General features: G+C 71.4%; 17 protein-coding genes. 6 read left to right on the top strand and 11 right to left on the bottom strand.

What is annotated here, in order from left to right:
* Positions 1–13 precede the first annotated feature (13 nt).
* The gene (locus ACGFNU_RS01205; RefSeq protein WP_392589208.1) at positions 14–3,202 is read left to right on the top strand and encodes a BTAD domain-containing putative transcriptional regulator; all 3,189 of its coding nucleotides are present in this window, start codon (positions 14–16) and stop codon (positions 3,200–3,202) included.
* Here ACGFNU_RS01205 and ACGFNU_RS01210 read toward each other — a convergent pair.
* The 4 genes from ACGFNU_RS01210 to ACGFNU_RS01225 form a co-directional block, all read right to left on the bottom strand.
* Complete coding sequence (locus ACGFNU_RS01210; RefSeq protein WP_392589209.1) at positions 3,180–3,968, bottom strand: ABC transporter permease; 789 nt, start codon at positions 3,966–3,968, stop codon at positions 3,180–3,182. The genes ACGFNU_RS01205 and ACGFNU_RS01210 overlap by 23 nt on opposite strands.
* Positions 3,965–4,915, bottom strand: coding sequence for an ATP-binding cassette domain-containing protein (locus ACGFNU_RS01215; RefSeq protein WP_392589210.1), 951 nt, complete (start codon positions 4,913–4,915; stop codon positions 3,965–3,967). Before ACGFNU_RS01215 ends, ACGFNU_RS01210 begins: the two co-directional genes overlap by 4 nt.
* A 47-nt stretch (positions 4,916–4,962) precedes the next feature.
* Positions 4,963–6,186, bottom strand: a complete 1,224-nt coding sequence (locus ACGFNU_RS01220) for an FAD-dependent monooxygenase (protein WP_392589211.1) — start codon at positions 6,184–6,186, stop codon at positions 4,963–4,965.
* 109 nt (positions 6,187–6,295) lie between these two features.
* A complete protein-coding gene (locus ACGFNU_RS01225; protein ID WP_392589212.1) occupies positions 6,296–9,058 on the bottom strand; it encodes an ATP-binding protein in 2,763 nt (920 codons plus the stop codon).
* Between the two features lie 129 nt (positions 9,059–9,187).
* Here ACGFNU_RS01225 and ACGFNU_RS01230 point away from each other — a divergent pair, with 129 nt between their 5' ends.
* A complete protein-coding gene (locus ACGFNU_RS01230; protein ID WP_392589213.1) occupies positions 9,188–9,796 on the top strand; it encodes a TIGR03086 family metal-binding protein in 609 nt (202 codons plus the stop codon).
* Positions 9,797–9,808: 12 nt separating this feature from the next.
* On the opposite strand, the gene ACGFNU_RS01235 is transcribed toward ACGFNU_RS01230, so the two are convergent.
* The 5 genes from ACGFNU_RS01235 to ACGFNU_RS01255 are packed head-to-tail and all read right to left on the bottom strand — an operon-like array spanning position 9,809 to position 15,483.
* Entirely contained in the window at positions 9,809–11,044 is a 1,236-nt protein-coding gene (locus tag ACGFNU_RS01235; protein ID WP_392589214.1) for a DUF4032 domain-containing protein, read from the bottom strand.
* 4 nt (positions 11,045–11,048) lie between these two features.
* Positions 11,049–12,356, bottom strand: coding sequence for an ABC transporter ATP-binding protein (locus tag ACGFNU_RS01240; RefSeq protein ID WP_392589215.1), 1,308 nt, complete (start codon positions 12,354–12,356; stop codon positions 11,049–11,051).
* Positions 12,357–12,358: 2 nt separating this feature from the next.
* Positions 12,359–13,189, bottom strand: coding sequence for a carbohydrate ABC transporter permease (locus tag ACGFNU_RS01245; RefSeq protein WP_392589216.1), 831 nt, complete (start codon positions 13,187–13,189; stop codon positions 12,359–12,361).
* Positions 13,189–14,121, bottom strand: a complete 933-nt coding sequence (locus tag ACGFNU_RS01250; protein ID WP_392589217.1) for a carbohydrate ABC transporter permease — start codon at positions 14,119–14,121, stop codon at positions 13,189–13,191. Before ACGFNU_RS01250 ends, ACGFNU_RS01245 begins: the two co-directional genes overlap by 1 nt.
* 51 nt (positions 14,122–14,172) lie before the next feature.
* Complete coding sequence (locus ACGFNU_RS01255) at positions 14,173–15,483, bottom strand: extracellular solute-binding protein (protein WP_392589218.1); 1,311 nt, start codon at positions 15,481–15,483, stop codon at positions 14,173–14,175.
* Positions 15,484–15,823: 340 nt separating this feature from the next.
* Here ACGFNU_RS01255 and ACGFNU_RS01260 point away from each other — a divergent pair, with 340 nt between their 5' ends.
* Positions 15,824–17,131 carry an ammonium transporter gene (locus tag ACGFNU_RS01260; RefSeq protein WP_392589219.1) on the top strand — a complete coding sequence of 436 codons (1,308 nt, stop codon included), beginning with the start codon at positions 15,824–15,826 and terminating at the stop codon, positions 17,129–17,131.
* Between the two features lie 105 nt (positions 17,132–17,236).
* On the opposite strand, the gene ACGFNU_RS01265 is transcribed toward ACGFNU_RS01260, so the two are convergent.
* Positions 17,237–18,250, bottom strand: a complete 1,014-nt coding sequence (locus ACGFNU_RS01265; RefSeq protein ID WP_392589220.1) for a hypothetical protein — start codon at positions 18,248–18,250, stop codon at positions 17,237–17,239.
* Positions 18,251–18,392: 142 nt separating this feature from the next.
* Between ACGFNU_RS01265 and ACGFNU_RS01270 the strand changes: the two genes are divergently transcribed.
* On the top strand, positions 18,393–19,577 hold the full coding sequence (locus ACGFNU_RS01270; protein ID WP_392589221.1) for a hypothetical protein: 1,185 nt from the start codon (positions 18,393–18,395) through the stop codon (positions 19,575–19,577).
* A 56-nt stretch (positions 19,578–19,633) separates the two neighbouring features.
* On the opposite strand, the gene ACGFNU_RS01275 is transcribed toward ACGFNU_RS01270, so the two are convergent.
* Positions 19,634–21,169 (bottom strand): hypothetical protein, encoded by a 1,536-nt coding sequence (locus ACGFNU_RS01275; RefSeq protein WP_392589222.1) that lies wholly within the window; start codon positions 21,167–21,169, stop codon positions 19,634–19,636.
* Positions 21,170–21,422: 253 nt separating this feature from the next.
* Here ACGFNU_RS01275 and ACGFNU_RS01280 point away from each other — a divergent pair, with 253 nt between their 5' ends.
* A complete protein-coding gene (locus tag ACGFNU_RS01280) occupies positions 21,423–22,499 on the top strand; it encodes a quinone-dependent dihydroorotate dehydrogenase (protein WP_392589223.1) in 1,077 nt (358 codons plus the stop codon).
* Between the two features lie 239 nt (positions 22,500–22,738).
* Complete coding sequence (locus ACGFNU_RS01285) at positions 22,739–23,971, top strand: sodium:proton exchanger (protein ID WP_392589224.1); 1,233 nt, start codon at positions 22,739–22,741, stop codon at positions 23,969–23,971.
* Positions 23,972–23,974: the final 3 nt, after the last annotated feature.

Raw genomic sequence — 23,974 nt, forward strand, 5'->3', positions numbered from 1 at the left:
TTAATCTGGGCCGGTGACCATCGAGCTGCGGGTGCTGACGCGGGTGGTCTGCCGCGGGCGGGAGATCACAAGCCCGCGGGTGCGCGACCTGCTGGCCCTCCTTGCCGGTGAGCCGCGTACGGGCCGGAGCGCCGCCCGGCTCGTCGAGGGGCTCTGGCCAGGCAGGCAGCCCGAGAACCCGCACAAGGCCCTCCAGATCATCGTGTCGCGGGCGCGGGCGCAGCTGGGCGCCGATCTCATCGAGAGCACCCCGACCGGCTATCGGCTGACGCTCGACGAAGAGCGTGTCGACGCGTCCGCGGCGCTGGTCTTCTCCGCCTCGGCCGTACGGCTCGCCGGTGCCGGCGACCACGAAGGGGCGCTGAGGTGCGCCGAAGAGGGGCTCGCGCTGTGGGAAGGGGCCGCTGAGGACGCCTCTTCCGACGATCCCGTGTCCGCGTTGCGCGCGGAGCGGGAGCCCGCGCGGCGATCGCTGGCGCGGGTACACGCGCTCTCATTGGGCCGGGTGGGACGGCGCGCGGAGGCGGTGGGGCCGCTGGCCGAGCTGCTCCGCGACCATCCGCGCGACGAGGAGGTGCTGGCCGAGCTGCTGCGGTGCGAGGCGGCGGCCGCCGGGCCGTCCGCGGCGCTGGAGAGGTATGAGGCCTACCGGCGTGACCTGCGCGACGAGCTCGGCGCCGACCCCGGATCCGAACTCCGGGAAGTGCATCGGAGGTTGCTGGAGGCGGAGTCACCACCGGTCCGGCACGGCGTCCGGCACGAGCCGAACCCGCTGCTCGGCCGCGCCGGCGACATCGCCGCGGTCGCGAGGCTCCTGCGGACCTCCCGGGTCACCTCGATCGTCGGAGCCGGCGGCCTCGGCAAGACCCGCCTGGCGCACGCCGTGAGCCGCGAGGCCGAGCAGCGGATCGTGCACTTCGTTCCGCTCGCCGGCGTCAGGACGGATGCCGACGTGGCCGGAGAGGTCGCGTCGGCCCTCGGCGTCGGTGACTCCTGGAGCCTGCCGGGGCCGGCGACGACGGAGGCCCTCGCCGGCATCCTGCGCGCGCTCGGTCCCGGCTCCGTGCTCCTCGTCCTGGACAACTGCGAGCAGGTCATCGGCGGCGTCGCCGACCTCGTCCACGCGCTGGTGTCGATGTCGCGCAACCTCCAGATCCTCACGACCAGCCGCGCTCCCCTGGGCCTGTCGTCGGAATCGGTCCACCCGCTGCCGGAGCTGAGCCTCCCCACGGCCGTCGAGCTCTTCGAACAGCGAGCGCGAGCGGTACGTCCCGATGCCGACCTGCCCGGCGCGGACGTGACGGAGGTGTGCCGGCATCTGGACGGGCTGCCGCTCGCGGTGGAGCTGGCCGCCGTGCGCGTCCGCGTCATGTCGGTCGCCGAGATATCCCGCCGCCTGGCCGACCGTTTCGCCCTCCTGCGGGGTGGTGCGCGGGACGCGCCGGAGCGGCACCACACCCTGCATGCCGTCGTCGACTGGAGCTGGAACCTCCTCACCCCGGACGAGCAGGTCGCGATGCGGGTCCTGTCGATCTTCCCGGACGGCTTCACGGCGGACGCGGCGCGACGGTTCCTCGGGGACGGTGTCTTCGACGTACTGGAGCACCTGGTCGACCAGTCGTTGCTCAAGGTCACCGAGACGCTGGCGGGCACCCGGTTCCGGATGCTGGAGACCGTCCGGGAGTTCAGCGCGGAGCGGCGGGACGCCGCCGGGGACACCGGCCGCGCGCTGGAGGGCTTCCTCGGCTGGGCCCGCGACTTCGGCGCGGCCGAGCATGAGGTGGCCTTCGAAGCGACCGTGACGGAGGCCTCCGTCGAACGTCTCCGCGCCGAGCAGGACAATCTCCTGCAGGCGCTGCGGCACGGCTTCGAACGGTCCGACGGCGCCACCGTCGCGGCGGCGTTCGCCGTTCTCGGCGGGATGTGGCTGGTCGAGTCGAAGTACACCCGGCTGGCCGAGCTCGCCGGGAGAAGCGCCCGGGTGCTCGCGTCCTACCGGCCCGAGCCAGGCCTGGTCGACGTCACCCGTACCGCGTTGACGATCTGCGCGGTGAGCGCGTTCATGCAGGGCCCGCACGAGCTGCGCTCGCTGGCCGCGTTGCGGCGGCGGCTGCCGCCCGCGTCACCGGACACCCTGGTCGGCGCCCTCACGGTCGTGCTGACCACCGCCCCCGGCATGCCGGGCCACCGCGCCCTGGCCGAGCTCTGCGAAAGCGACGAGCCCCTGCTGGCCGGTGTCGCCAACCTCTGGGCGAGCTTCGTCTCGGAACACGAGATCGACGTTGAGCGAGCGCTGAAGGCCGCCTACCGGGCGCTGGCGGCGTCCGAGCGGGCCGCGCACCCGTGGATGCAGTTGCAGTGCCATTCCCGGCTCGCCGAGCTGTCGGCCCAGGTCGAACGGGGCGAACAGGCCAGGAATCACGTGCGCGCGGCGCTGGAGGCGGCGACGAGGGTGCGTCCCGAGCCCGACGTGGACGGCTTGGGCCTCGGGCTGGTGCAGACCGACCTGCTGTACGGCGATGTCGACGAGGCGGAACGCCGGCTGGACGCGGTGACGCACGATTCGGAGGAGGACTTCGGCGTCCTTCCGGCCATGCTCAGCCTGCGAGCCGAGATCAAGCTCATGCGCGGCGACGTCGAGGCGGGCCTGCGCCTGTGGCGGACGGCCGTCGAGGAGTGGGAGCGCAGCCTGGAGCCGCTCTACCAGACCGCGCAGGCCGGCCGGGAACCGTGGAGCATGGAGACCCTCGCCGCCGCCGTGATCGCGCACGCCCAGCACCGGCGGCTCGACCTCATCGCGGGAATCGTCGCGGACCTGCCGTCGCGCGTGGCCGCGCTCATCGCCGACCCCCTGCCGAACGCCCCGTCGTACCTCGTCCAGTTTCCGATCTGGGGCGCGGGCCTGCTGGCGCTCGCGATGGTGGACCTCGACCGCGGGGCGCGCGAGGGCGACGCGGCCGCGGCGCGTTCCGGCGTCCGGCTCGTCGCGCTGGCCGAACGGTTCGGGTATCTGCGGCGCTTCCATCCGACCATGTCGTCCGCGCGCGCCCGCCGCGCCGCCGAGGAGGCGGACGGACCGGCGTACGCCGACGCGGTGTCGGCGTACGCCGGTCTCGGACGCGACGAACTGCGCGCCGTCGCCCTGACGGCGATCGAAGCCCGCCCGCATCGGCCGCGCCCTAGCGTTTCGGCTCGCGGTTGAACTGGCTGCGCGACCAGAGGAAGCACACCACCGTGATCCCGGTGCACCAGGCCACCGCGATCACCGCGTTGTTCCCGATCGGCGTGCCGAGGAGCAACCCGCGCACGGTCTCGATGACCGGCGTGAACGGCTGGTACTTGGCGAACCAGCCCAGCCACGCCGGCATCGAGTCGGTGGGGACGAAGCCGCTGCCGAGGAACGGCAGGAGCATCAGCGGCATGGGCGTGTTGCTGGCCGTCTCGGGGCTGTCGGCCGCCAGCCCGAGCCCGACCGCGAGCCAGGTGATGGCGAACACGAACAGCAGGAGCACGCCGATCACCGCCAGCCACTCGACCGGCGTCGCGTCGGGCCGGAAGCCGATCAGCAGGGCGACGGCGAGGACCACCACGACGCCGGCCATCGTCTGGATCATGCTGCCGATCACGTGCGCGGTGAGGATCGCCGGCCGGAAGATCGCCATGGTGCGGAACCGGGCGATGATGCCCTGGGTCACGTCCGTCGCGACCAGGACCGCCGTCGCGGTCGCCGTGCCGACCACGGAGAACAGGAAGACCCCGGGGGTCATGTAGTTGACGTATGCCGCCCTGCCGCCCCCTGCGCCGAGCCCGTCGCCCAAGGTCGCCCCGAACACGTAGACGAAGAGCAGCAGGAAGATGACGGGCATGCCGATCAGCACCAGCGTCATCGACGGGTACCGCAGCATGTGCTTGAGGCTCCGGCGCAACATCGTGGACGTGTCACGCGCGGCGTACTTCATGGTGCTCATCGCACGCTCTCCTTGGGCCGGCCGGTCAGGGACAGGAAGACGTCGTCGAGATCGGGCTTGTGGATCGACAGGTCGACGACCTCGATCGACTCGGCGTCGAGCGCGCCGAGCAGGAGCCGCAACGACTTCACGCCGCCGTCGCTCGGCACCTGCAGCGTCAGCTCGTCCTCGGCCTGGGGCACCCCGCCGAGGACGCGCGCGGCCGCCCGGAGCCCGGTAAGGTCGGCGAACCGCAGCCGGACGTGCCCGCCCGGTACGAGGCGCTTGAGCTCGTCCGCGGTGCCCTCGGCGACGAACCTGCCGTGGTCGAGCATCGCGATCCGGTCGGCGAGCTGGTCGGCCTCCTCCAGATACTGGGTGGTCAGGAAGATCGTCACGCCGTCCGCGACGAGCCGCCGGATGATCTCCCACATGCTCCGGCGGCTGCGCGGGTCGAGCCCCGTCGTCGGCTCGTCCAGGAAGATGATCCGCGGGTCGCCGATCAGCGTCATCGCCAGGTCGAGCCGCCGCCGCATACCGCCCGAATAGGTGGCGACCGTCTTCCCCGCCGCATCCAACAGGTCGAACTGTTCGAGCAGCTCCGCGGCCCGCGGCCGCACCCGCCGCTTGTCCAGGTGGTAGAGGTCGGCCATGAGGCGCAGGTTCTCCTCGCCCGTCAGCAGGTTGTCGACCGCCGAGTACTGCCCGGTGACGCCGATCGCGGCGCGGACGCCGTCGGGGTTCGCCACCACGTCGTGGCCCGCCACCCACAGCTCGCCGCCGTCGAAGCCGATCAGCGTGGACAGGATCTGGACGGCGGTGGTCTTGCCGGCGCCGTTGGGGCCGAGCAGCGAGAAGATCGTTCCGCGCGGGACGTCGAAGTCGACGCCGTCGAGCACGACCTTGTCACCGAACGACTTCCGCAGGCCGGCCACATGGATCGCCGATCGCGAAGGGTTCGAAGTCATGCGCAGAGCATGCGGGCGGCCGGATTCACGGCGGTTTCACCCCGGTTTCAGTACTCCTTGAGGGTGAGGCCGTTGATGATGCCGCCCGCCTCCTGGAAGTCGGGCACGGCCTCGTCCAGCTCGACGTCGCCGCCCATGTCGACGGCCGCCTGCGCCTCGACCCTCGCCTTGTTGGTGTAGGCGAGTTCCTGGTTGCGCCGTACGTACTCGCGCAGCTCCCGCTCGTACGCGGCGAACGCCTTCACGTGGTCGCCGCCGGCGGCCTTCAGCTCCCCCGCCAGGACGTACGCCGCGACCATCGCCATCGTGGTGCCCTGGCCGGAAAGCGGCGAGCCGCAGTAGGCGGCGTCACCGAGCAGCACGACCCGGCCGTTGGACCAGGTGTCCATGTGGACCTGCGCCATGGCGTCGAAGTGGAAGTCCTTGGCTTCCCACATGTACTCCAGCATCCGCGGCAGTTCCCAGCCCTCACCGCCGAGACGCTCGGCCAGGATCCGCTTCTGCGCCTCGATGTCGCGGTAGTCGTAGTCCAGCGTCGTCTCGGTCTCGAAGCCCATGTAGACGCGGCATTCGGTGTTGTCGCGGACGCTCATCACGCCGCCGCCCCACGAGCCGCCCGGGACCTGGTGGAACATCTGCCAGCGGTCGAGCTCCAGGTAGTTGGGGATGCTCCACACCGCCAGGTAGGTCCCCATGTATCTGATGTAGTCCGCTTCCGGGCCGAACATCAGCCCCCGGGTGTTGGAGTGCAGGCCGTCGGCGCCCACCACCAGGTCGAACGTCCGCTGCGGGCTGTTCCTGAACGTGACGCGGACACCGTCGTCGTCCTGCTCGATCGCGGTGATCGAGTCGCCGAACAGGTACTCCACCGTCCCGGCCCGTTCCGCCGCCGCGGCCATGACGAACGACAGGTCGTCGCGAAGGATCTCGACGTCCGGGCTGTCCAGATCGCCGCCGGTGATCGTGCGCTCGGTGGTGCTGAACAGCTCCTTGCCCTCGGCGTCCACCATCGACATCCCGCGCATCTCGACGCGCCCGGCGCGGATCTCGGCCAGCACGCCCATCCGCTCGGCGACCTCCAGCGCCGGGCCGCGCACGTCGATCGCCTGGCCGCCGGCCCGCAGCGACGGGGTCAGCTCCACGATCGTCACGTTGAAGCCGTACCGGGCCAGCCAGTAGGCGAGGGCGGGTCCGCCGATGCTGGCGCCGGAGATCAGCACGTTGGTGTTCTTCAGGTCAGAGGTGTTCTTCAGGTCGGGGGTGTTCGTCATGCCGGGCTCCTCGGTCAGGTGTCTCTCGTCGATGCGCAGAGACTCGCTGACCGCGCTGACCGGCGGCGCACCATCGGCTGATGGTCGCTGACCTCGACCAGCCGAGGAGCTAGAGCGCGACGTCGAAATCCAGACGGGCGAGCTCGGCCCGGGTCGAGACGCCGAGCTTCGGGAACGCGTTGTAGAGGTGCCGGCCGACCGTGCGCGGGCTGATCAGCAACTGCGCCGCGATGTCCCGGTTGGTCGCGCCGGTCGCCGCGAGCCGTGCGACCTGCAGCTCCTGCGGGGTGAGGGACGTCGCCGCCTCGGCCTCGGGCTTGCGCGAGGCGGTCCGGTCTCCGGCGGCGCGCAGCTCGTTGCGGGCCCGTTCGGTCCACAGCCGGGCGCCCAGGCGTTCGAAGCTCTCCAGCGCGTTGCGGAGGGGCGTCCGGGCCTCGTGCTTGCGGCGCCGGCGGCGCAGCCACTCGCCGTACGCCAGCCAGGTCCGGGCCTGCTCGTACGGCTGGTCGCTCTTCTGGTGCAGCTCCAGGGCCTCCAGGAAGAGCTCCTCGGCGCGGCTCGCGGGGCCGAGCATCGCCCGGCAGCGCAGCAGGATCGCGACGGCCCACTCCTCCTCGGAACCGGCCGTCCACTCCTCGACCTGGGCCAGCGGCCCCCGGGCGGCGTCGAGGTCGTCGATGTGCACGGCGGCGTCGACGAGGTCCGCGACGCTCCGGCTGGCGACGAACGACCAGCCGCGCCAGTGCTCGGACATCCGGTCGAAGGCCGCGCGGTGCCGTCCCATCCCGAGGTCGAGCAGCGCGAGGGCCCACTGGGCGCTGAGGACGCTGTGCGGGCTCTTGTGATCCTCGCCGTACCGGATGCCCTCGGTCGCCAGAGCGCGGCACCGCTCCTCGTCCCCTTCGAGGGCGGCGAGCCAGGCGAGCCAGCTGCTGAAATGCGCCGCGATGGGGCGCAGCCCGATGTCGGTGGCCAGTTCCAGCCCCTCGGCCCCGGTGACCGCGGCGACCTTGTGCCGGCCCAGCAGGATCTGCGCGTACGCGAGGTGGTGGAGACCTGTCGTGAGGTGCCCGATCTGCCCGGTGACGCGCCAGTCGGCGACCATGGCGGCCGCGAGGTCGTGGACGAGCGCGGGGTCCTGGCCCGCGATGAGCAGGAGCTGCGCGGTGAACTGCCGCAGCCAGTCGGTCTCCGGCACGACGTCGCGGGCCCTGGCGGCGAACTCGCGCAGCAACGGATACGCGCCCGGAACATCGCCGTTCACCAGGCGGTTGAGTGCCTCCAGCCCGCCGATGTACGGCACGATCGGGTCGTCCTTGGGCAGCCGCAACTCGCGGAGCCGCGCGACGCCGTCGGCGACCACCTGGCCGTCGGCGCCGTGCCAGGCGTTGTGCACTCCGATCACCAGCAGCTTGCCGGACCAGCCGGGCTGTATCTCGGCGACCTGCCCGGCCCCGTAGACGAGCGCGCGCCCCGACTCGCGCGGCGAGCCGTACTCGAAGTGCACCAGGCCGCGGACGACCGACAGCAGGGCCTTGTCGGCCGGGTCCTCGGCGGATTTGGCGACTCGTTCGGTCAGCGCGGTCGCCCGTGCGAACTGGCCGGCGTCGGTCGCGGCGAGCGCGGCCGCGGCGGCCCGGCGGACCATCTCCCGCGGGTCGGTGGTGAGCTGCGAGGCACGTTCGTACGCGGCGACCACGGCGGCGTGACCGTTGCGTTCGGCCGCCCGCCGCGCGGTGCGTTCGAGCAGGTCGGCCACCTCGTCGTCGGGGCCGGTGGCGGCGGCGGCCAGCTGCCAGGCCCGGCGGTCGGCGTCCTGGTCCTCGTCCCAGGCCCGCGCGAGCGCCTGGTGGGCGGCGCTGCGTTCGCCCAGGACCGCGCGCTGGTACGCGGCCGAGCGCACCAGCGGGTGGCGGAAGCGCAGCACGCCGCCGGTCACCGTGAGCAGGCCGGCCCGCTCCGCGGGCTCGATGGCGCCGACCGGGATCGCCAGCATGCGCGCGGCGCGCAGCACGACGCCGATCTCGCCCGAGTCGTCGGCCGCCGCGACCGTGAGCAGGCTGCGGGTGCGCGCCGGAAGCCGTTCGATCTGGCTGACGAACGCGCGCTGGACGCGGTGACTGATCGGCAGCGGGCTCACCGGCGACCAGACCTCGTCGCCCGCCGAGCGCGGCAGCTCGATCAGCGCCAGCGGGTTGCCGTTCGCCTCGGCGAGCACGCGGGCCCGCACCTGCGCGGGCAGGTCCGGGGAGAGGTCGGCGAGCAGGGCCGCCGCGTCCCGCTCGGTGAGGCCGGCGACGCGCAGCTCCGGGATGCCCCGGATCGGCGGGACCTCGGGGTCGTCCCGCATGGCGAACACCAGGACGACGCCTTCGCAGCGCAGCCGGCGGGCGGCGAACACCAGCGCCTCGACCGACGCCTGGTCGACCCACTGGGTGTCGTCGACGAGACAGACGAGCGGCCTGTCCTCGGCGAGGTCGGACAGCAGCGTCAGCGTGGCCAGGCCGACGAGGAACCGGTCCTCGCCCGGCGACGCCCCGCCGCGCGCCCTGCCGAGCGTCCCGCCGAGCGCGCCGCGCAGCGCGGCCGCCTGCGGCGGCGCGAGCTCGTCCAGCCGGTCGTCGAGACGGCCGTCGTAGGCGTTCAGCAGCAGATGCAGCCCGGCGAACGGCAGCTCGGCCTCCGTCTCGGTGCCCACGGCCCGCAGCACCCGCAGCCCCTCCGCCGCCGCGGCCCGCTCCGCGTGGTCGAGAAGGGCGGACTTGCCGACCCCGGCCTCGCCGTGGACGCAGAGCGCGCCGCTCCGGCCCGCGCGCGCCGCGGCCAGCAGCCGGTTGATCGCTGCGACCTCGGTCTCCCTGCCGTACAACACCACACCACCCTAAAGATGTCTCCTGAGAGATATCCCCCGCAGGGGTCACTTGCGTTCCAATTGGAATAGAGCATTCCGTTCTGCTATAGTGGAGGCATCACCGAACGGGACGATGGAGAGGCCGTAACGATGACTCAGAACCAGAGCGACACGACCCAGTGGCCGGTACTGAACGAGGCGCACGAGATCCTTCGCGCGGCCGTCCGGGGTGTCCCTGCCGACGCCTGGACCAGCGCGACCCCGTGCTCGGAGTGGAACGTCACCCAGGTGCTCCAGCACGCGGCCGGTGACCAGCTCGGTTACGCCGCGTTCATCACCGGCGGGCCCGGCCCGGACGAGAACCCGTTCGCCCCGTCCGGCACGCTCTCCGGCAGCCCCGAGGCCGTTGTCGAGAGCGCCCTCCAGGCCGCGGCCGCCGCCTGGTCCACCGTCGCCGCGGACGCGGCCGAGGTGCCGGTGCCGATCCCGCCGAACAAGATGTCCGCCGAGATCGGCGCCGGGGCCTGCGCGCTGGACGCCGCGGTGCACGCCTGGGACATCGCCGTCGCCACCGGCCAGCCGTCGCCGCTCACCCCCGAGCTGGCCCGCGCGCTCATGCCCGCCGCCGAGGCGACCGTCACCGACCCGATCCGGCAGTACGGCATGTACGCCGCGGCGCAGGAGGCCCGGGACGGCGACGACGACGTGGCCGCGCTGCTGCGCTTCCTCGGCCGCGACCCCCACTGGACCGCCGCCTGAGCCGGGGACCGATCACGGGGTGCCGGTGAGGTCTTCGGGGACGTGGGGAAGGACGTTCTCGAAATAGTCGAGCGCGGCGGCCATGGTCCCGACGTCCTTGGCCGACCGCTCGGACATGAACCAGCGGTGTTCCAGGACCTCAAGGAAGATCTCCGCCTCGTCCAGGCGGTCGCGGAGCTCGCCCGGGATCGCCTGGACGACCGGCTCGTACACCTCCGCCAGCCAGCGGTTGGCGGCGACGACCTCGGGGATCGGATGGCCCACCTCGCGTTCGAGATGGGCGCGGAAGGCCGCGATGTCGTTGAGCAGGCGGCGGGCCTGGTTCTCCTGCGCGTCGATCCCGGTGCGGGTGTAGAGGATCCGCCGGTGGTGGCCCGGCTCGGCGACGCGGGTGCGAACCCGCATGCGGACGCCCTTGCCCGCGCCGGCGTCGGAATCGGCGTCGGTGAGCTCCACCTCGTCGACGTCGAAGCCGAGCTCGTTGATCCGGCGCAGCCGCTCGGCGATGCGGTACCGCTGGTCGTCGGGGTGCAGGATCTCCTCGCGGGTGAGCTCGTCCCAGAGTCCCTCGTACCGGCGCACCACGTCGTCGGCGACGTCGACCGGATCGACCTCGGGCGGGAGCTGCCCGGCGGCGAAGAGATCGAAGAGCTCCCCGGCGATGCGTTCGCGCGCCAGGTCGACGTCGTAGTGCCGCTGGCCCTCGCTGAGGCCCTGCGGGTGCAGCTCGGCGGTCTCGGCGTCGACGTGGTACGCCGCGAACGCGCCCGCGTCGAACCTGAACAGCGTGTTGGACAGCGAGCAGTCGCCCCACATGAAGCCCGCGAGGTGCAGCCGTACGAGCAGCTCCACCAGGGCGTCGAGCAGCCGGTCGGTGGGGTGCTGCCCGCCGCGCGGATTGGCGAACAGCGACCGGTAGGCGATCGCGTGATCGAGATAGCGCGTCACCAGGATCGCGTCCATGTCCTCACCGCGATCGACCACGACCCCGACCGCCTCGACCGCGGGCAGGCCGAGCCCATGGAGCTCGCGGAGCAGCCCGTACTCGCGCCGCGCCAGCCGTTCGTGCAGCTCCTTCAGGGCGTAGAGCGTCCCGCCTTCCGCGACGAACCGCACCACGTGCCGCGACAGCCCGCGCTGCCGGATCTCCACCAGCCTCTCGTCGGTCCAGTGCTCCAGCGGCAGCCGCCACGGGAGGGTGAGGAGCCCCGCGGCCGCCTGCCCCGGCGGTCTGAAGACGAAATGCATCGGGTCAGTCGGGGCTGGTGGGCGACTCTTGGCCGGACTCGGGCTGCGCCGCGCCGTCGCCGGTCTGGCCGGCCGGGGCCCGGCGCTGCCGCAACCGGGCCTGCTCGGCCTGGCGGCCCAGCGCCGCGACGCGTTCCTCGTCCCGGGTGAGGTTCTCGCCGGTGGCCGGGTCGAAGATGTGCGCCCGGCCCGTGTCGATCCAGAGCTCCGCCTCCTGACCCTCGCCGATCATGCTGGCCGGGTCGAGCGCGACGACGGCCTGCGTGCGCAGCTGGTCGCTGTCGAGCTCCCGGGACAGCTCGCGCAGCTGGGCGGCGAGATCCTCCGGCGCCTCGTACGGGATGTAGGCGTACTGCTCGTTGCCGAGCCACTCGGTGACGTCGACGTGCGCCTGGACGACGGTGCCGCGGGCGCGCTTGTCGTCGCTGACGAGCGAGGCGTCCTCGAAGTGCTCCGGCCGGATGCCGACCAGCACCACGTCGCGGCCGGCCAGCGTGGCGGCCAGGCGCTCGTCCGGCAGCTCGAAGCGGCCGAGCGGGGTCTCCAGGACCGTGCCCCCGGCCGCGCTGTCGAGCGTGGCGGGCAGGAAGTTCATCGACGGCGAGCCGATGAACCCCGCGACGAAGAGGTTCGCGGGCTGCTCGTACAGCTCGCGCGGGCTCCCGACCTGCTGGAGCACGCCCTTGCGCAGCACCGCGACACGGTCGCCCAAGGTCATCGCCTCGGTCTGGTCGTGCGTCACGTACACCGTGGTGACGCCCAGCCGCCGCTGGAGGCGGGAGATCTCGGCGCGCATCTGGCCGCGCAGCTTGGCGTCGAGGTTGGACAGCGGCTCGTCGAAGAGGAACGCGTCGGCCTGCCGGACGATCGCGCGGCCCATCGCGACCCGCTGCCGCTGCCCGCCGGACAGGTTGGCGGGCTTGCGCTCCAGGTGCTCGGTCAGCTCCAGCAGCTCGGCGGTCTCGGTGACGCGGCGGCGCACCTCCTCGTCGGGCTTCTTGGCGAGCCGCAGCGGGAACGCGATGTTCTCGAAGACGGTGAGGTGCGGGTAGAGGGCGTAGTTCTGGAAGACCATCGACAGGTTGCGCTGCCGCGGCGCGATCTTGTTGACCACCCGGTCGGCGATCTTCATCTCGCCGGAGGTGATGTCCTCCAGCCCGACGATCATGCGCAGCAACGTGGACTTCCCGCAGCCGGACGGCCCGACGAGGATCATGAACTCGCCGTCCTGCACGTCCAGGCTGACGTCGTTCACGGCCGGGAAGCCGTCGCCGTACCGCTTGACGATGTTCTTCATGGTGATGGCGGCCATGGCTACCCCTTCACTGCGCCGGACGTCAGCCCGGCCACGATGCGGCGCTGGAACAGCAGGACGATGACCACGACCGGGATGGTCACCACGACGGCCGCGGCGCAGATCGCCGTCGTGGGCTGCTCGAACTGGGAGGCCCCCGTGAAGAACGCCAGCGCCGCCGGGACCGGGCGGGCGTTGTCGGTCGAGGTCAGCGAGATCCCGAACACGAAGTCGTTCCAGCAGAAGAAGAACGTCAGGATCGCCGCGGTGAACACCCCGGGCGCGGCCAACGGCACGATCACCTTGCGGAACGCCTGCCAGGTGGTCGCCCCGTCGACCTGCGCGGCCTGCTCCATCTCCCACGGGATCTCGCGGAAGAACGCCGACAGCGTCCAGATCGCCAGCGGCAGCGCGAACGAGATGTAGGGGATGATCAGGCCGGGCCAGGTGTCGTACAGCCCGATGTTGCGCCACAGGTCGAACAGCGGCCCGACCAGCGAGACCACCGGGAACATCGCGATGGCCAGCGCGAACGACAGGATCGCCCGCTTGCCGGGGAACTCCAGCCGCGCGATCGCGTACGCCACCAGGGTCGCGAACGTCACCCCGACGACCGTGGCGATCAGCGAGATGCCGATCGAGTTGATCAGCGCGGACGTGAAGATGCTGGTGTCGAAGACCGTCTCGTAGTTCTGCCAGGTCCAGTCCTTGGGCAGGAAGCCCTTGACGTTGCCGACCTCGCCCGGCTGCTTGAACGACAGCGACACGATCCACAGCGTCGGGAGGATCGTCCAGACCAGGATCAGCAGCGCGCCGGCGAGCCACAGCCACCGGGAACGTGCGGTGTCCATCAGCGTTCTCCCCTCGCCTGCGCCAGGTCCACCTTGAAGCCCTTGATGAACACCGCCGCGATGAGCACCACGGACAGGAACAGCAGCACCCCGACCGCGTCCCCGAGCCCGATCGCCGTGCGCGTGATCGTCTGCCGGTAGGTGAGGAACGACAGGCTCTCGGTCTTGTTCTGCCCCGCCGTCATCACGAAGATGCTGTCGAAGATCCGCCAGGCGTCGAGGGTCCGGAACAGCACCGCGACGAGGATGGCGGCCTTCATGTTGGGGATGGTCACCCGCCACAGCCGCTGCCAGGCGGTCGCGCCGTCCACGGTCGCCGCCTCGCCGAGGTCGCGCGGCACCTGCACCAGCCCCGCCAGCAGCAGCAGCGACACGAACGGCGTGGTCTTCCACACCTCGGACAGGATGACGACCGAGAGCGACGACCAGCGCCCGGTGAACCAGGCGTAGTCGCCGAGCCCGAACCAGCCGTTGACGAACCCCGAGTTGAGGTCGAAGGCGTACCGCCAGGCGAACGCCGAGATCACGGTGACGATCCCGTACGGGACGAGGATCGAGGTCCGGACGGTCCGCCGCATGAAGATCGCGCGGTGCATGACCATCGCGAACGCGAACCCCAGCACCAGCTCGATGCCGACGGTCACCGCCGTGACGATGAACGTGGTGAACACGTCCTGCCAGAACAGGACGTCGGTCAGCGCGGTGACGTAGTTGCCGAACCAGACGAAGCGCCGGTCGTCCGGGGCGGTCAGCCGGTAGCTGAACATCGACAGGTAGAGGGCGTTGAGCAGCGGATACGCGGTGACCAGCAACATCACCACGATGGCGGGGGCCGACAGGATCAGCCCGAGCCGGCGCTCGGCCTTCGCCCGGTCGGTGATCTCGGCCCGGCCGGCCCCGGCGGGCAGCGGCTTGTCCACGGTGACGGTCATGGCTCTCTCCTGTGACTCATGGCCGGTCTGTCGTTCATGGCCCTCCTCCGGTCACAGCAGTCGCTGGTCGCGCAGCACCTTGGGGATGAATTCGTCGGTGATCTTCGGCGTGGTGAGGGGGTTCACCGAGGCCGGCGGATGCCACTTGCTCTGCACGCCGCTCGACACGTCCGGGTAGTACGGCGTGATCGGGCGCGGCGCGGCGGCGTTGATCGAGTCGCGGATCAGCGTGGCCATCGGGAACTGCTTGACGATCTCGGGATCGTCGAAGACGGCCGGGCGGGCCGCCGGGTTGCCCTCGCCGAGCATGTAGGCCTTCATGTTCGGCTCGGTGGTGATGCACCGGGCGGCCTCGACCGCCTCGTTCTCGTGCTTGCCGTACGCGCCGATGCCCAGGCTGATGCCGCCCAGCGGCGGTTTGCTCTGCTGACCGGCCGTCACCTGCGGGTAGCGTGCCCAGCCGATGTCCGCGGGAATGCCCTTGTCGATGACGCCCGCCTCGGCGTCGGCGAGGTCGGCGGCGTAGATGTACGGCCAGTTGATCATGAAGCCGCCGTTGCCGGCGTTGAAGGTGTTGCGCGCCTGGTCCTCGATCTCGGTGGACAGCGTCGGGCTGGCGGCCTTGGACCGGGCCAGCTTGGAGATGATCGTCGCCGTCGCCCGGCCCGCCGGGCTCTCGAAGTCGACGGTGGCGTCCGAGCCGCGTTCGGGGTTGACGATGATGCGGCCGCCCGCGGAGGCCATGAGGGCACTGATCCACACCATGTAGCCCTCGTACTTGTTGCCGGTGACCGCGACCGTGGTGTTGCTGCGCACGGCCGCGTCGATCAGCTTGTCCCAGGTGAAGTCGGCGGCGGCCGGATCGACGCCGGCCTTCTTGGCGACCGACTTGCGGTACCAGAGGAGCTGCGTGTTGGCCCAGAAGGGCGCCGCGTAGAGCTTGCCCTCCCACCGCGCGTTCTCGACCGCGGCGGGGAAGACGCCCTGGGTGAACTGCCCCTCCTCCGCCGAGGTGAACGGGCGGAGGAAGCCGGCGTTGGCGGCCTCGGCGATGAACACCGGGTCGAGGCTCATCAGGTCGAGCCCGGAGTCCTTGGCGGCGAGCCGCCGGACCAGCTGCTCGCGCTGCTGGGTCGCGTCGTTCGGCAGCACCGAGGTCTTGATGCGGTACCTGCCGCCCGCGGCCTGCGTGCAGGACGCGGCGAGCTTGGCCTGGCCGCCGTTGTCGGGGTTGGTGTACCAGGTGAGGGTCGGCGTGCCGCTCTCACCGCCGCAGGCCGTCAGGCCGCCCGCGAGGAGCGCGAGCGCCAGCGCCCCGCGCAGCGGGGCGTTGCGGCCCAACAGCGAGGCGTTGCGGCCCATCCGCCCACCGGGGCCCGTCCGTCCCGCGCGTGCTCGCCGGCGGCCGCCGCCCCGGCGCCCCCGGCCTCGTCCGGTTCGTGCTCGCTCGACCTTGCCCATCAGGCCTCCCGAAGCTCCGCCCGACGTGCGGGCCTCGCCTCTCCGAGGCCGCGGCCGTGCGGGCGGATTGATCTCCACTCAAACACCGGACTCGGAGGCTGTCGAGCACGAGGGCGTGACAGGTGAGCAAAAAGAAACCCATTGGACACATGAAACACATCCGAAACAAACCGGCAGCAGCCGCGAAACGGAGGGCGGTGATCCTCTATCGACGCCCAGGCCCCCGACCACGGGAGACGACGTGCCCGACAAGATCGACGCAGGTGCGACCGCATGGCTGCTCGTGAGCACCGCCATGGTGCTGCTCATGACGCCGGGCCTGGCGCTGTTCTACGGCGGTATGGTCCGGGCCAAGAGCACGCTCAACATGATCATGATGAGCTTCGTCTCGATCGCGCTGGTGACCGTGGTGTGGCTGGCCGCCGGCTACAGCCTCGCGTTCGGCGACGACGTGGGCGCCGGGCTGCTGGGCGGGCTCGACCACCTCGGGATGGCCGGGATCTCGCCGGAGACCGCGCACGGCAAGGTGCCCGAACTGCTCTTCGCCACGTTCCAGCTGACCTTCGCGATCATCACGGTGGCGCTGATCAGCGGGGCCGTCGCGGACCGCGCGAAGTTCTCGGCCTGGATGATCCTCGTGCCGCTGTGGGCGCTGGCGGTGTACGCGCCCGTCGCGCACTGGGTGTGGGGCCCGGACGGCTGGATCGCCGAGCTGGGCACCCTCGACTACGCGGGCGGGCTCGTCGTCGAGATCGTCTCCGGCGCCTCCGGACTGGCCATGGCGCTCGTCCTCGGCCCGCGCATCGGCTTCCGGACGGAGGCCATGCGCCCGCACAACCTGCCCATGGTCCTGCTGGGCGTCGGGCTGCTGTGGTTCGGATGGTTCGGCTTCAACGCGGGCTCGGCGCTGGCGGCCGACGGCATCGCCGCCGCCGTCTTCCTCAACACGCTGATCGCGGGCTGCACCGGGCTGCTGGGCTGGCTGCTCGTCGAGCAGCGCCGGGACGGCCACCCCACGACGTTCGGCGCCGCGTCCGGCGTGGTCGCCGGGCTGGTCGCGATCACCCCGTCCTGCGGCTCGGTGAACGTGCCGGGCGCCCTGGCCATCGGCCTGGTCGCGGGGATCGTGTGCTCGTACGCGGTCGGCTGGAAGTTCCGGCTGGGCTACGACGACTCGCTGGACGTGGTCGGCGTGCACGGTGTCGGCGGCGTCATCGGGACGCTGGCCATCGGCCTGCTCGCCACCGGCGTGATGACCTCCGGGCCGGAGGGCCTCTTCTTCGGCGGCGGCGCGTCCCAGCTCGGCAAGCAGGCGATCGCCGTACCGGCCGTCGCGCTCTACGCGTTCGCCGCCACCTACGTCCTGGCCAAGGTGATCGACAAGGTGCTGGGCTTCCGGGTGAGCGCCGAGGACGAGACCTCCGGTGTCGACCTCGCCCTGCACGCGGAGACCGCCTACGAGCACGGCGTCCTCGGCCACGCCGCGCCCATCGGCACGCCCGGTGCGGCAGGAGCGGCGGCCGCGGCCCGTCAGACCGTCACGGACTGACGGACGGGCCGGCAAAGAGATGCGGCGTGCCGGTCATCCGGGGACCCACCGGATGGCCGACACGCCGCAAGTCGAGAGGGACGGACGGACGAGCCCGACTCAGGCTCAGTAGCCGCCTCCGTAGCCGCCGTCGCCGCCGCCGGCCTTCGTGGTGATCTTCTTGCCCTCCGGGGAGACGACCCACCAGACGTTCTGCACGGCCTGGCCCTTGGTGTCGCCGGCCTTGGCGTCCTTGGCGAAGTAGTACATCGGCCAGCCGTTGATGAGGAGCTGGCACTCACCGGGCTTGCCGTCCGAGCGCTCGATGAAGCTGATCAGGCTGCGGTCGACACCGCTGACCTTGAGCTTCTTGAAGCCGTTGAAGGTGACGATCGGCCACTTGGCGCGGCAGTCGCCGGAGCAGTTGCTGACCTTCGGCTTGTCCTTGTCGAACCGGTACATCGTGCGGCCCTTGCCGTCCGTCACGATCATGCCGAGCTTCTGGTCCATCCGCACCTTGATGGTGGTCCAGCCCGCCCAGCCACCACCGCCATTGCCATTGCCCCCGCCATTGCCCTGCTGCGGCGGCTGGCTCGGCTGGGCCTCCTTGGCCACGGCCTTCTTGCCCGTGGGAGCGGCGGCGTACCAGGTGCCCTGGACGGCCTGGCCCTTGACGTCACCCGGGCTCTGGTCCTTGGCGTACCGGTAGAGCGGCCAGCCGCCGAGCGTGACCTGCCACGTGCCGTCGGCCCGCTTGACCTTGCCGACGAGGGACTCGTCCACGCCCTTCACCTGCACGGCCTGCTGGCCCGCCATCACCGGCGGCCAGGCCTGCGCGCACGCCTCCACGCAGGTGGAGGCCGGGGGCCGGGCGGTGTCCTTGTCGAAGCGGTAGAGCGTGCGGCCCTCGCCGTCGGTGACGACCTTGCCGATCTTGTTGACGCTGGCGACCTCCAGCGAGGCGGTCTCGGCGGGCGCCGCGGGCTCGTTGGCCGGGACCTGCGGTTGCTGCACCTGCTGCGCGGAACCGGCCGACGTATTCTGCTTCTTTCCGGCGGTCTCCTGGCCGCAGGCGGTGAGGAGAACTCCGGACGCGGTCAGGGCGGCCGCCGCGGGGATCGCCCAGCGTGGGAATCGCATGTCTTGCCCTCCATGTCAGTCGCTTTCGCTCGAGGCGGAGCAGCCGCACCGCTCTCCCCGGATCGAGGGGCAGTACGGGCGTGAACGTCAAACGGGTTCAATGCGTCAGAGTTCGAGCAGGCGAGAAGAGGGGGGCACGGCGGTGACCACGGCGAGGCGGCCAGACGAGGACCCGGTCATCCTGACCAAACCACCGGCCGCGGAGACCGCCCAGTTGCGTCCCGCTGTGCCGGTGAGCACCTCGGTCCCGGCGGGACCGGCGTGGATCGTGATCCCGGCCCGGATCGTCGCGCTGGTCATCGTGCTGCCGATCCGGCTCGTGTACGACCTGATCAGGGTCATCGGGCGCGGGCTCAAGGCGGCGCTGGGCGGTCTGATGCGGGCCATGGCGTGGCCGTTCCGGCAGCTCTACACGTGGTTGCTGCGCCCCGTGGGCCTGGGCATCGCCGCCGGACTGGTCTGGGTCGGCACCGGATTGGCGTGGGTGTTCAACGTCACAATCGTGAGGCCGCTCGGCTGGCTGCTGAACGTCGTCGTGCTGGGCTTCTTCCGGATGTTCGGCCGGGGCAGCGGCAGGCTGGGCCGCTGGTTCTACCGGACGGTGCTCGCCCCGATCGGCCGCTTCCTCGCGTCCATCGGCCGGGGCATCGGCGCGGGCCTCCTCGCGACGTGGCGGGGACTCCTCTGGCTGCTCAACATCCTCATCGTCATCCCGCTGAGCTTCGTCGGCGGCGGCCTCAAACGGCTCCTGCTCGGCACCGGCCGCGTCATCGCGTACATCGCTCAGGGCATCGCCTGGCTGTTCGCAGTGCTCATCGTGCTGCCACTGACGCTGCTGTGGCAGTACATCCTTCGCCCGCCCCTGACCGGTCTCGTCTGGGTGGGCCGGTTGATCGGATCTGGCCTGGCCTACCTTGGCCGCGGTACCGGCACCGTGCTCCTGGCCGGATGGCGCGCCATCTCAGGCGCACTGGCCTGGGCATGGCACACGGCGGGCCGCATCCTGCGCTGGCTGGCCCGGATTCTCTTCGTGATCCCGGCACTGGCGATCTGGAACTTCGTCCTGAGGCCCGTCCTCCACGGCCTCGCCGAAGGCGCTCGCATGGCGGGCCGCTTCCTGCGCTGGCTCTGGAACGTCTTCGTCGCCACCCCGGCCCGCTGGGTCCGCGATGCCGTGCTCCGCCCGGTCAAGAACATGATCCGCGAGACCTGGCGGCTCACCGTCCTCGAACCCGCCCGCTGGATGAACGCGAGCATCGTCGCCCCCGTCCGCCAGACCGGCCGCGACGTCCGGCTCCAGCTCCGCCGGTCGTTCCGCCGGACCTGACGAACGGATCCGGCCCGCCCCGCCAGAGCGGAACGGGCCGGATCGCGAGCCGTGGATCAGCGGATGCCGTAGGCCCGGTAGATGGTCTGGACGGACCGGTTGCCCTTGACGTCGACGATCGTCGAACGCAGCGTCACGTACCCCTTGGCGGAGGCGTTGGGCACACTGACCGCCCAGCCGCTCCCCCGCTTCCGGACGCTCACCCGGCGCCAGGTCCGGCCGTCGTCGAACGAGGCCTGGACGGTCGCCGTACGGACCTTCGGGGCGCCCTTGACCGCGTTCAGCCACATCGACAGCCCGGTGGTGCTGCCGGGGGCGGCCTGGTTGGCGCTGTCGAGGCCGGAGGCGATGTAGCGGGTCAGCGCCACCGGGATGCGCGCGGAACCGGCCGGCTTGGCGTAGAACTTCCAGCTGATCGTCGCGCGCGGCGACAGGATGCCCGCGGGCGTGGAGACCTGCGGGTGGTAGCGGCGGGCGTCCACCGAGAGCGTGTACCACCCGGCCGACGGGATCTTGGCACTGAAGTCACGCGTGCCGCCCCACTGCGTGATCACCTTGCTCTTGATCGTCCGGCTGCCCTTGCGGAAGGTGACGGCCGCCTTGGCGCAGCACTCGCTGCCGCTCTTGCCCGGGTCGGCGAAGAGGTCGTCCGGGTAGTACGAGAGCGCGCGGCCCGAGACCTTCGGCAACCATCTGGCCGGCCCCCAGACGGCGCGGTTGAACACCTCGGCGTAGCTCTTGCCCTTGGCGTACGAGCGGACGGGCGAGGACCAGCCGCCCACGCCGATGCTGTTCGGCCCGTACATGGAGTACGTCTCGGACTGCCACCTGCCAGGCGTGACATGCGCGGTGTACGTGAACGGCGCGCTGATGCGATCGGTGACGCCCCACAGTCCGCACTTGCCGCGGGCGGGCGCCGGAGCCAGCCGGACGTCGGTGTCGCGGGAGAGCGCGGGCCCGCGGCGAACGTACAGGGTCGTCTTGGCGAGGGACGCCCGGCGGAACGAGTACGACGGCTTGGCCGGGATGCCCTTGCTGTAGCCGGTCAGCGCGTACGTCTCAGGCGCACCCACCGTGGACACCTGCGGGTGCCACTCGCTGAGATAGGAGAAGGCGAGTTTGCCCGACCCGTTCGGGATGACGAAGAGGCCGCCGGCGGAATTGGTCGCTTCGAGTTCCATCCGGTTGCCGGCCCCGAAGGTGCAGACCGCCGCCCGCTGGCCCCACTGCGAGTACTTCGCCTTGTCGACATCCAGGCCGACGGTCAGCGCCCGCCCTTTGCGGGCGTCGAAGGCGACCGTCCGGCTGCGGCTCAGTGAGACGACCTGGGCACCGAGCGTGGAGTTGGTGTAGCCGTCCGCGCCGAGAGAGGGGATCTCCGCCAGCACGGTGTAGGTGCCCTTGGCGACCTTCTTGCTCACGCCCGAGCGGAGCCGGAACTCGCTGCCGGTCTTCGTGTTCTGGACGGAGGCGGTGAAGGAAGCCTTCTTTCCCTTCCGGGTGACGCCGGTGACCTTCAAGGTGACCGTGGCCGCCTCCGCGGGCACGGACAAGAGCGGGACGGCCGTCACGGCCGCCGATGCAAGCGCCAAGGCGCGCAGGGCAAGGGACAACGGATGCTCCGGGGCGGGGGAGGAGTGATCGTCCGCAAATCATAGCCAGCAATTGCTGGCAATATCAGAATTCGGTGGCGCCGGCGCGATCAGCCAGTGATCGCGGCACGGCCGTACGGCGCTCGCGGGCCACGCGCTGCGGAGTGGGCCACCATGCGCTGACCAGCATGTTCGTGAGCCTCACCTCCCCCGGCGCGCGGGCTCGACCGATCTGTTGAGACAATCGCCCACGATGTACAAGCTGCTGTTCACCCAGGTCATCGCCCGCTTCATGGATGCCGAGACGGCGCACCACACGACCATGCGGGGGTTGCGCGCGCTCCAGCGGACGCCGGGCGCCGCGCCGCTGATCCGCAGGGCCCTGGCGCCGCGCGACCCGGCGTTGACCGTCCGCGCCCTCGGGCTGGAGTTCGCCGGGCCCCTGGGCCTGGCTGCTGGCTTCGACAAGGACGCCGTGGCATACGAGGCCCTTGGCGCGTTCGGCTTCAGCCACGTCGAGATCGGGACGGTGACCGGGCAGGCCCAGCCGGGCAACCCCAAACCGCGGTCCTGGCGCTTGGTGCCGGACCGCGCCGTCATCAACCGGATGGGCTTCAACAACGAGGGATCGGCGGCCGCGGCCACACGCCTGCGGCAACGCCGGCCGGGAACGATCGTCGGCGTCAACATCGGCAAGACCAAAATGGTGCCCGAAGCGGAGGCCGCCGCCGACTACGTGACGAGCACCGAACGCCTCGCCCCCTATGCCGACTATCTCGTCGTGAACGTGAGCTCGCCCAACACGCCCGGCCTGCGCGACCTTCAGGCGGTCGAGCACCTGCGGCCCCTGCTGACCGCCGTCCGCGAGGCGGCGGACCGGGTGACCGAACGCCGGGTCCCCCTGCTCGTCAAGATCGCTCCCGATCTCGCCGACGACGATGTGGACGCGGTGGCGGATCTGGCGCTCGACCTGGGCCTGGACGGCATCATCGCCACCAACACCACCATCGCCCGCGACGGCCTGGCAAGCGACCCCGACCTGGTCAAAGAAACCGGCGGCCTATCGGGCGCACCCCTCAAGGAGCGCTCGATCCAGGTGTTGCGGCGCCTCCGGGCCCGCACCGGCGACCGGCTGGTACTGATCTCGGTCGGCGGCATCGAGACCGCCGACGACGTCTGGGAACGCCTGCGCGCCGGAGCGACCCTCGTCCAGGGCTACACCGGAATGATCTACGGCGGCCCCCTGTGGGCGCACCGCGTCAACCGCGACCTGTCCCGCCGCCTGCACGGCAGCACCTTCCAAACAATCACCGACCTCCCCGCCCACTGATCCGCGGAACGCGCTCGCCAGACGGCCACCGCCCCGAACGCCCCCACCAGAGGGCCACCCAACCCCGGAACGCGCTCGCCAAGCGGGCCGCTCACCCGTTGAGGGCGCCGGTCAGACTACGTCTGGCGCCGGTCCCGGAACGCCAAGCGGCACATGGTGGGGGGCGCCAGAGGTTTTCTTTGCACTTCGGCGACGGGCGCGATGGTGTTCGCAGACCTGAATGGCGGCACCGTGCAGGTATGTCCGTGGAGACGATGCCGCGCGGGACCCTGATCACCCGGGTCGCCGCCGCGCTGGCCCTGGCGCTGCCGGCGATCGTCCTCCGGCTGGCGGGGGTCCATCCGGCGCCGGTGGCGGGGATGATCGTCTTCGGCGCGGGGGTGCTCGCCGCCGCGGTGGTGCTGATGTGGGCGGCCGAGACGGCCCGCGCGGACATCTCGGGGGCCCTGGCGCTGGCCCTGCTGGCGCTGATCGCGGTGCTCCCCGAGTACGCGGTCGATCTCTATTACGCGTTCCGGGCGGGCTCGAAGCCGGAGTACACCGCGTACGCCGCCGCCAACATGACCGGGGCCAACCGGCTGCTCGTCGGCGTCGGCTGGGCGCTGGTGGTGCTCGCGTTCGCGCTCGGCGTGCGGCGGCGGGCATCGCGCGGCGAACCGGTACCGGACCGCCGGGACGTCCACCTGTCCGGTCATCACCGCATCGAGCTCGGATTCCTGGCGGTCGCGGCGGTCATCGCGTTCGTGCCCGCGCTGGTCGGCGAGATCGGCTGGTACGTCTCCGTCCTGCTCATCGCGCTCTACGTCGCGTACATCGTCCGGATCGCCGGGAGCGGCGGCGAGGACGTCGAGGATCTGGTCGGCGTCCCGGCCGTGCTGGCCCGGCTGCCCACGACGCGGCGCCGCGCGGTCACGTGGGGCGGTTTCCTGCTGGGGGCGCTGATCGTCTTCGCCTCGGCCGAGCCGTTCGCCGAGTCGCTGGTCGAGGCCGGCGGCAGCCTCGGCATCGACGAGTTCCTGCTGGTGCAGTGGCTGGCGCCGCTGGCGTCCGAGGCACCGGAGCTGATCGTCGCGGTCGTCTTCGCCTGGCGGCTACGGGACAACGACGCGATCGGCGCGCTGCTGTCCAGCAAGGTGAACCAGTGGACGCTGCTGGTCGGCAGCCTGCCGCTGGCCTACAAGGCGGGCGGCGGCGGCTGGTCGCTCCCGCTGGACTCCCGGCAGGCCGAAGAGGTGCTGCTGACCGCCTCCCAGACCGTGCTCGGCCTGGCCATGCTGATCGACCTCTACTTCAGGCGGACGGAGGCGGCGCTGCTGTTCGGCCTGTTCGCGATCCAGTTCGTGCTGCCGGGCGAGACGGCCCGCCTGTGGTTGTCGCTGGTCTACCTGGCGATCGGCTTCACGGTCCTCATCGCGCGGCACCGCGATCTCGGGAAGGCGATGGCGGCGCTCGTGACCCCCGGCCCCCGATAAGGC

Source organism: Spirillospora sp. NPDC048911, assembly GCF_043198015.1.
Lineage (GTDB): Bacteria > Actinomycetota > Actinomycetes > Streptosporangiales > Streptosporangiaceae > Spirillospora.

Coding starts and splice junctions, on each gene's coding strand:
- ACGFNU_RS01210 (WP_392589209.1), bottom strand. CDS start 3,968: ATGAGCACCATGAAGTACGCCGCGCGTGACACGTCCACGATGTTGCGC.
- ACGFNU_RS01215 (WP_392589210.1), bottom strand. CDS start 4,915: ATGACTTCGAACCCTTCGCGATCGGCGATCCATGTGGCCGGCCTGCGG.
- ACGFNU_RS01220 (WP_392589211.1), bottom strand. CDS start 6,186: ATGACGAACACCCCCGACCTGAAGAACACCTCTGACCTGAAGAACACC.
- ACGFNU_RS01230 (WP_392589213.1), top strand. CDS start 9,188: ATGACTCAGAACCAGAGCGACACGACCCAGTGGCCGGTACTGAACGAG.
- ACGFNU_RS01235 (WP_392589214.1), bottom strand. CDS start 11,044: ATGCATTTCGTCTTCAGACCGCCGGGGCAGGCGGCCGCGGGGCTCCTC.
- ACGFNU_RS01240 (WP_392589215.1), bottom strand. CDS start 12,356: ATGGCCGCCATCACCATGAAGAACATCGTCAAGCGGTACGGCGACGGC.
- ACGFNU_RS01245 (WP_392589216.1), bottom strand. CDS start 13,189: ATGGACACCGCACGTTCCCGGTGGCTGTGGCTCGCCGGCGCGCTGCTG.
- ACGFNU_RS01250 (WP_392589217.1), bottom strand. CDS start 14,121: ATGACCGTCACCGTGGACAAGCCGCTGCCCGCCGGGGCCGGCCGGGCC.
- ACGFNU_RS01255 (WP_392589218.1), bottom strand. CDS start 15,483: ATGGGCCGCAACGCCTCGCTGTTGGGCCGCAACGCCCCGCTGCGCGGG.
- ACGFNU_RS01265 (WP_392589220.1), bottom strand. CDS start 18,250: ATGCGATTCCCACGCTGGGCGATCCCCGCGGCGGCCGCCCTGACCGCG.
- ACGFNU_RS01280 (WP_392589223.1), top strand. CDS start 21,423: ATGTACAAGCTGCTGTTCACCCAGGTCATCGCCCGCTTCATGGATGCC.
- ACGFNU_RS01285 (WP_392589224.1), top strand. CDS start 22,739: ATGTCCGTGGAGACGATGCCGCGCGGGACCCTGATCACCCGGGTCGCC.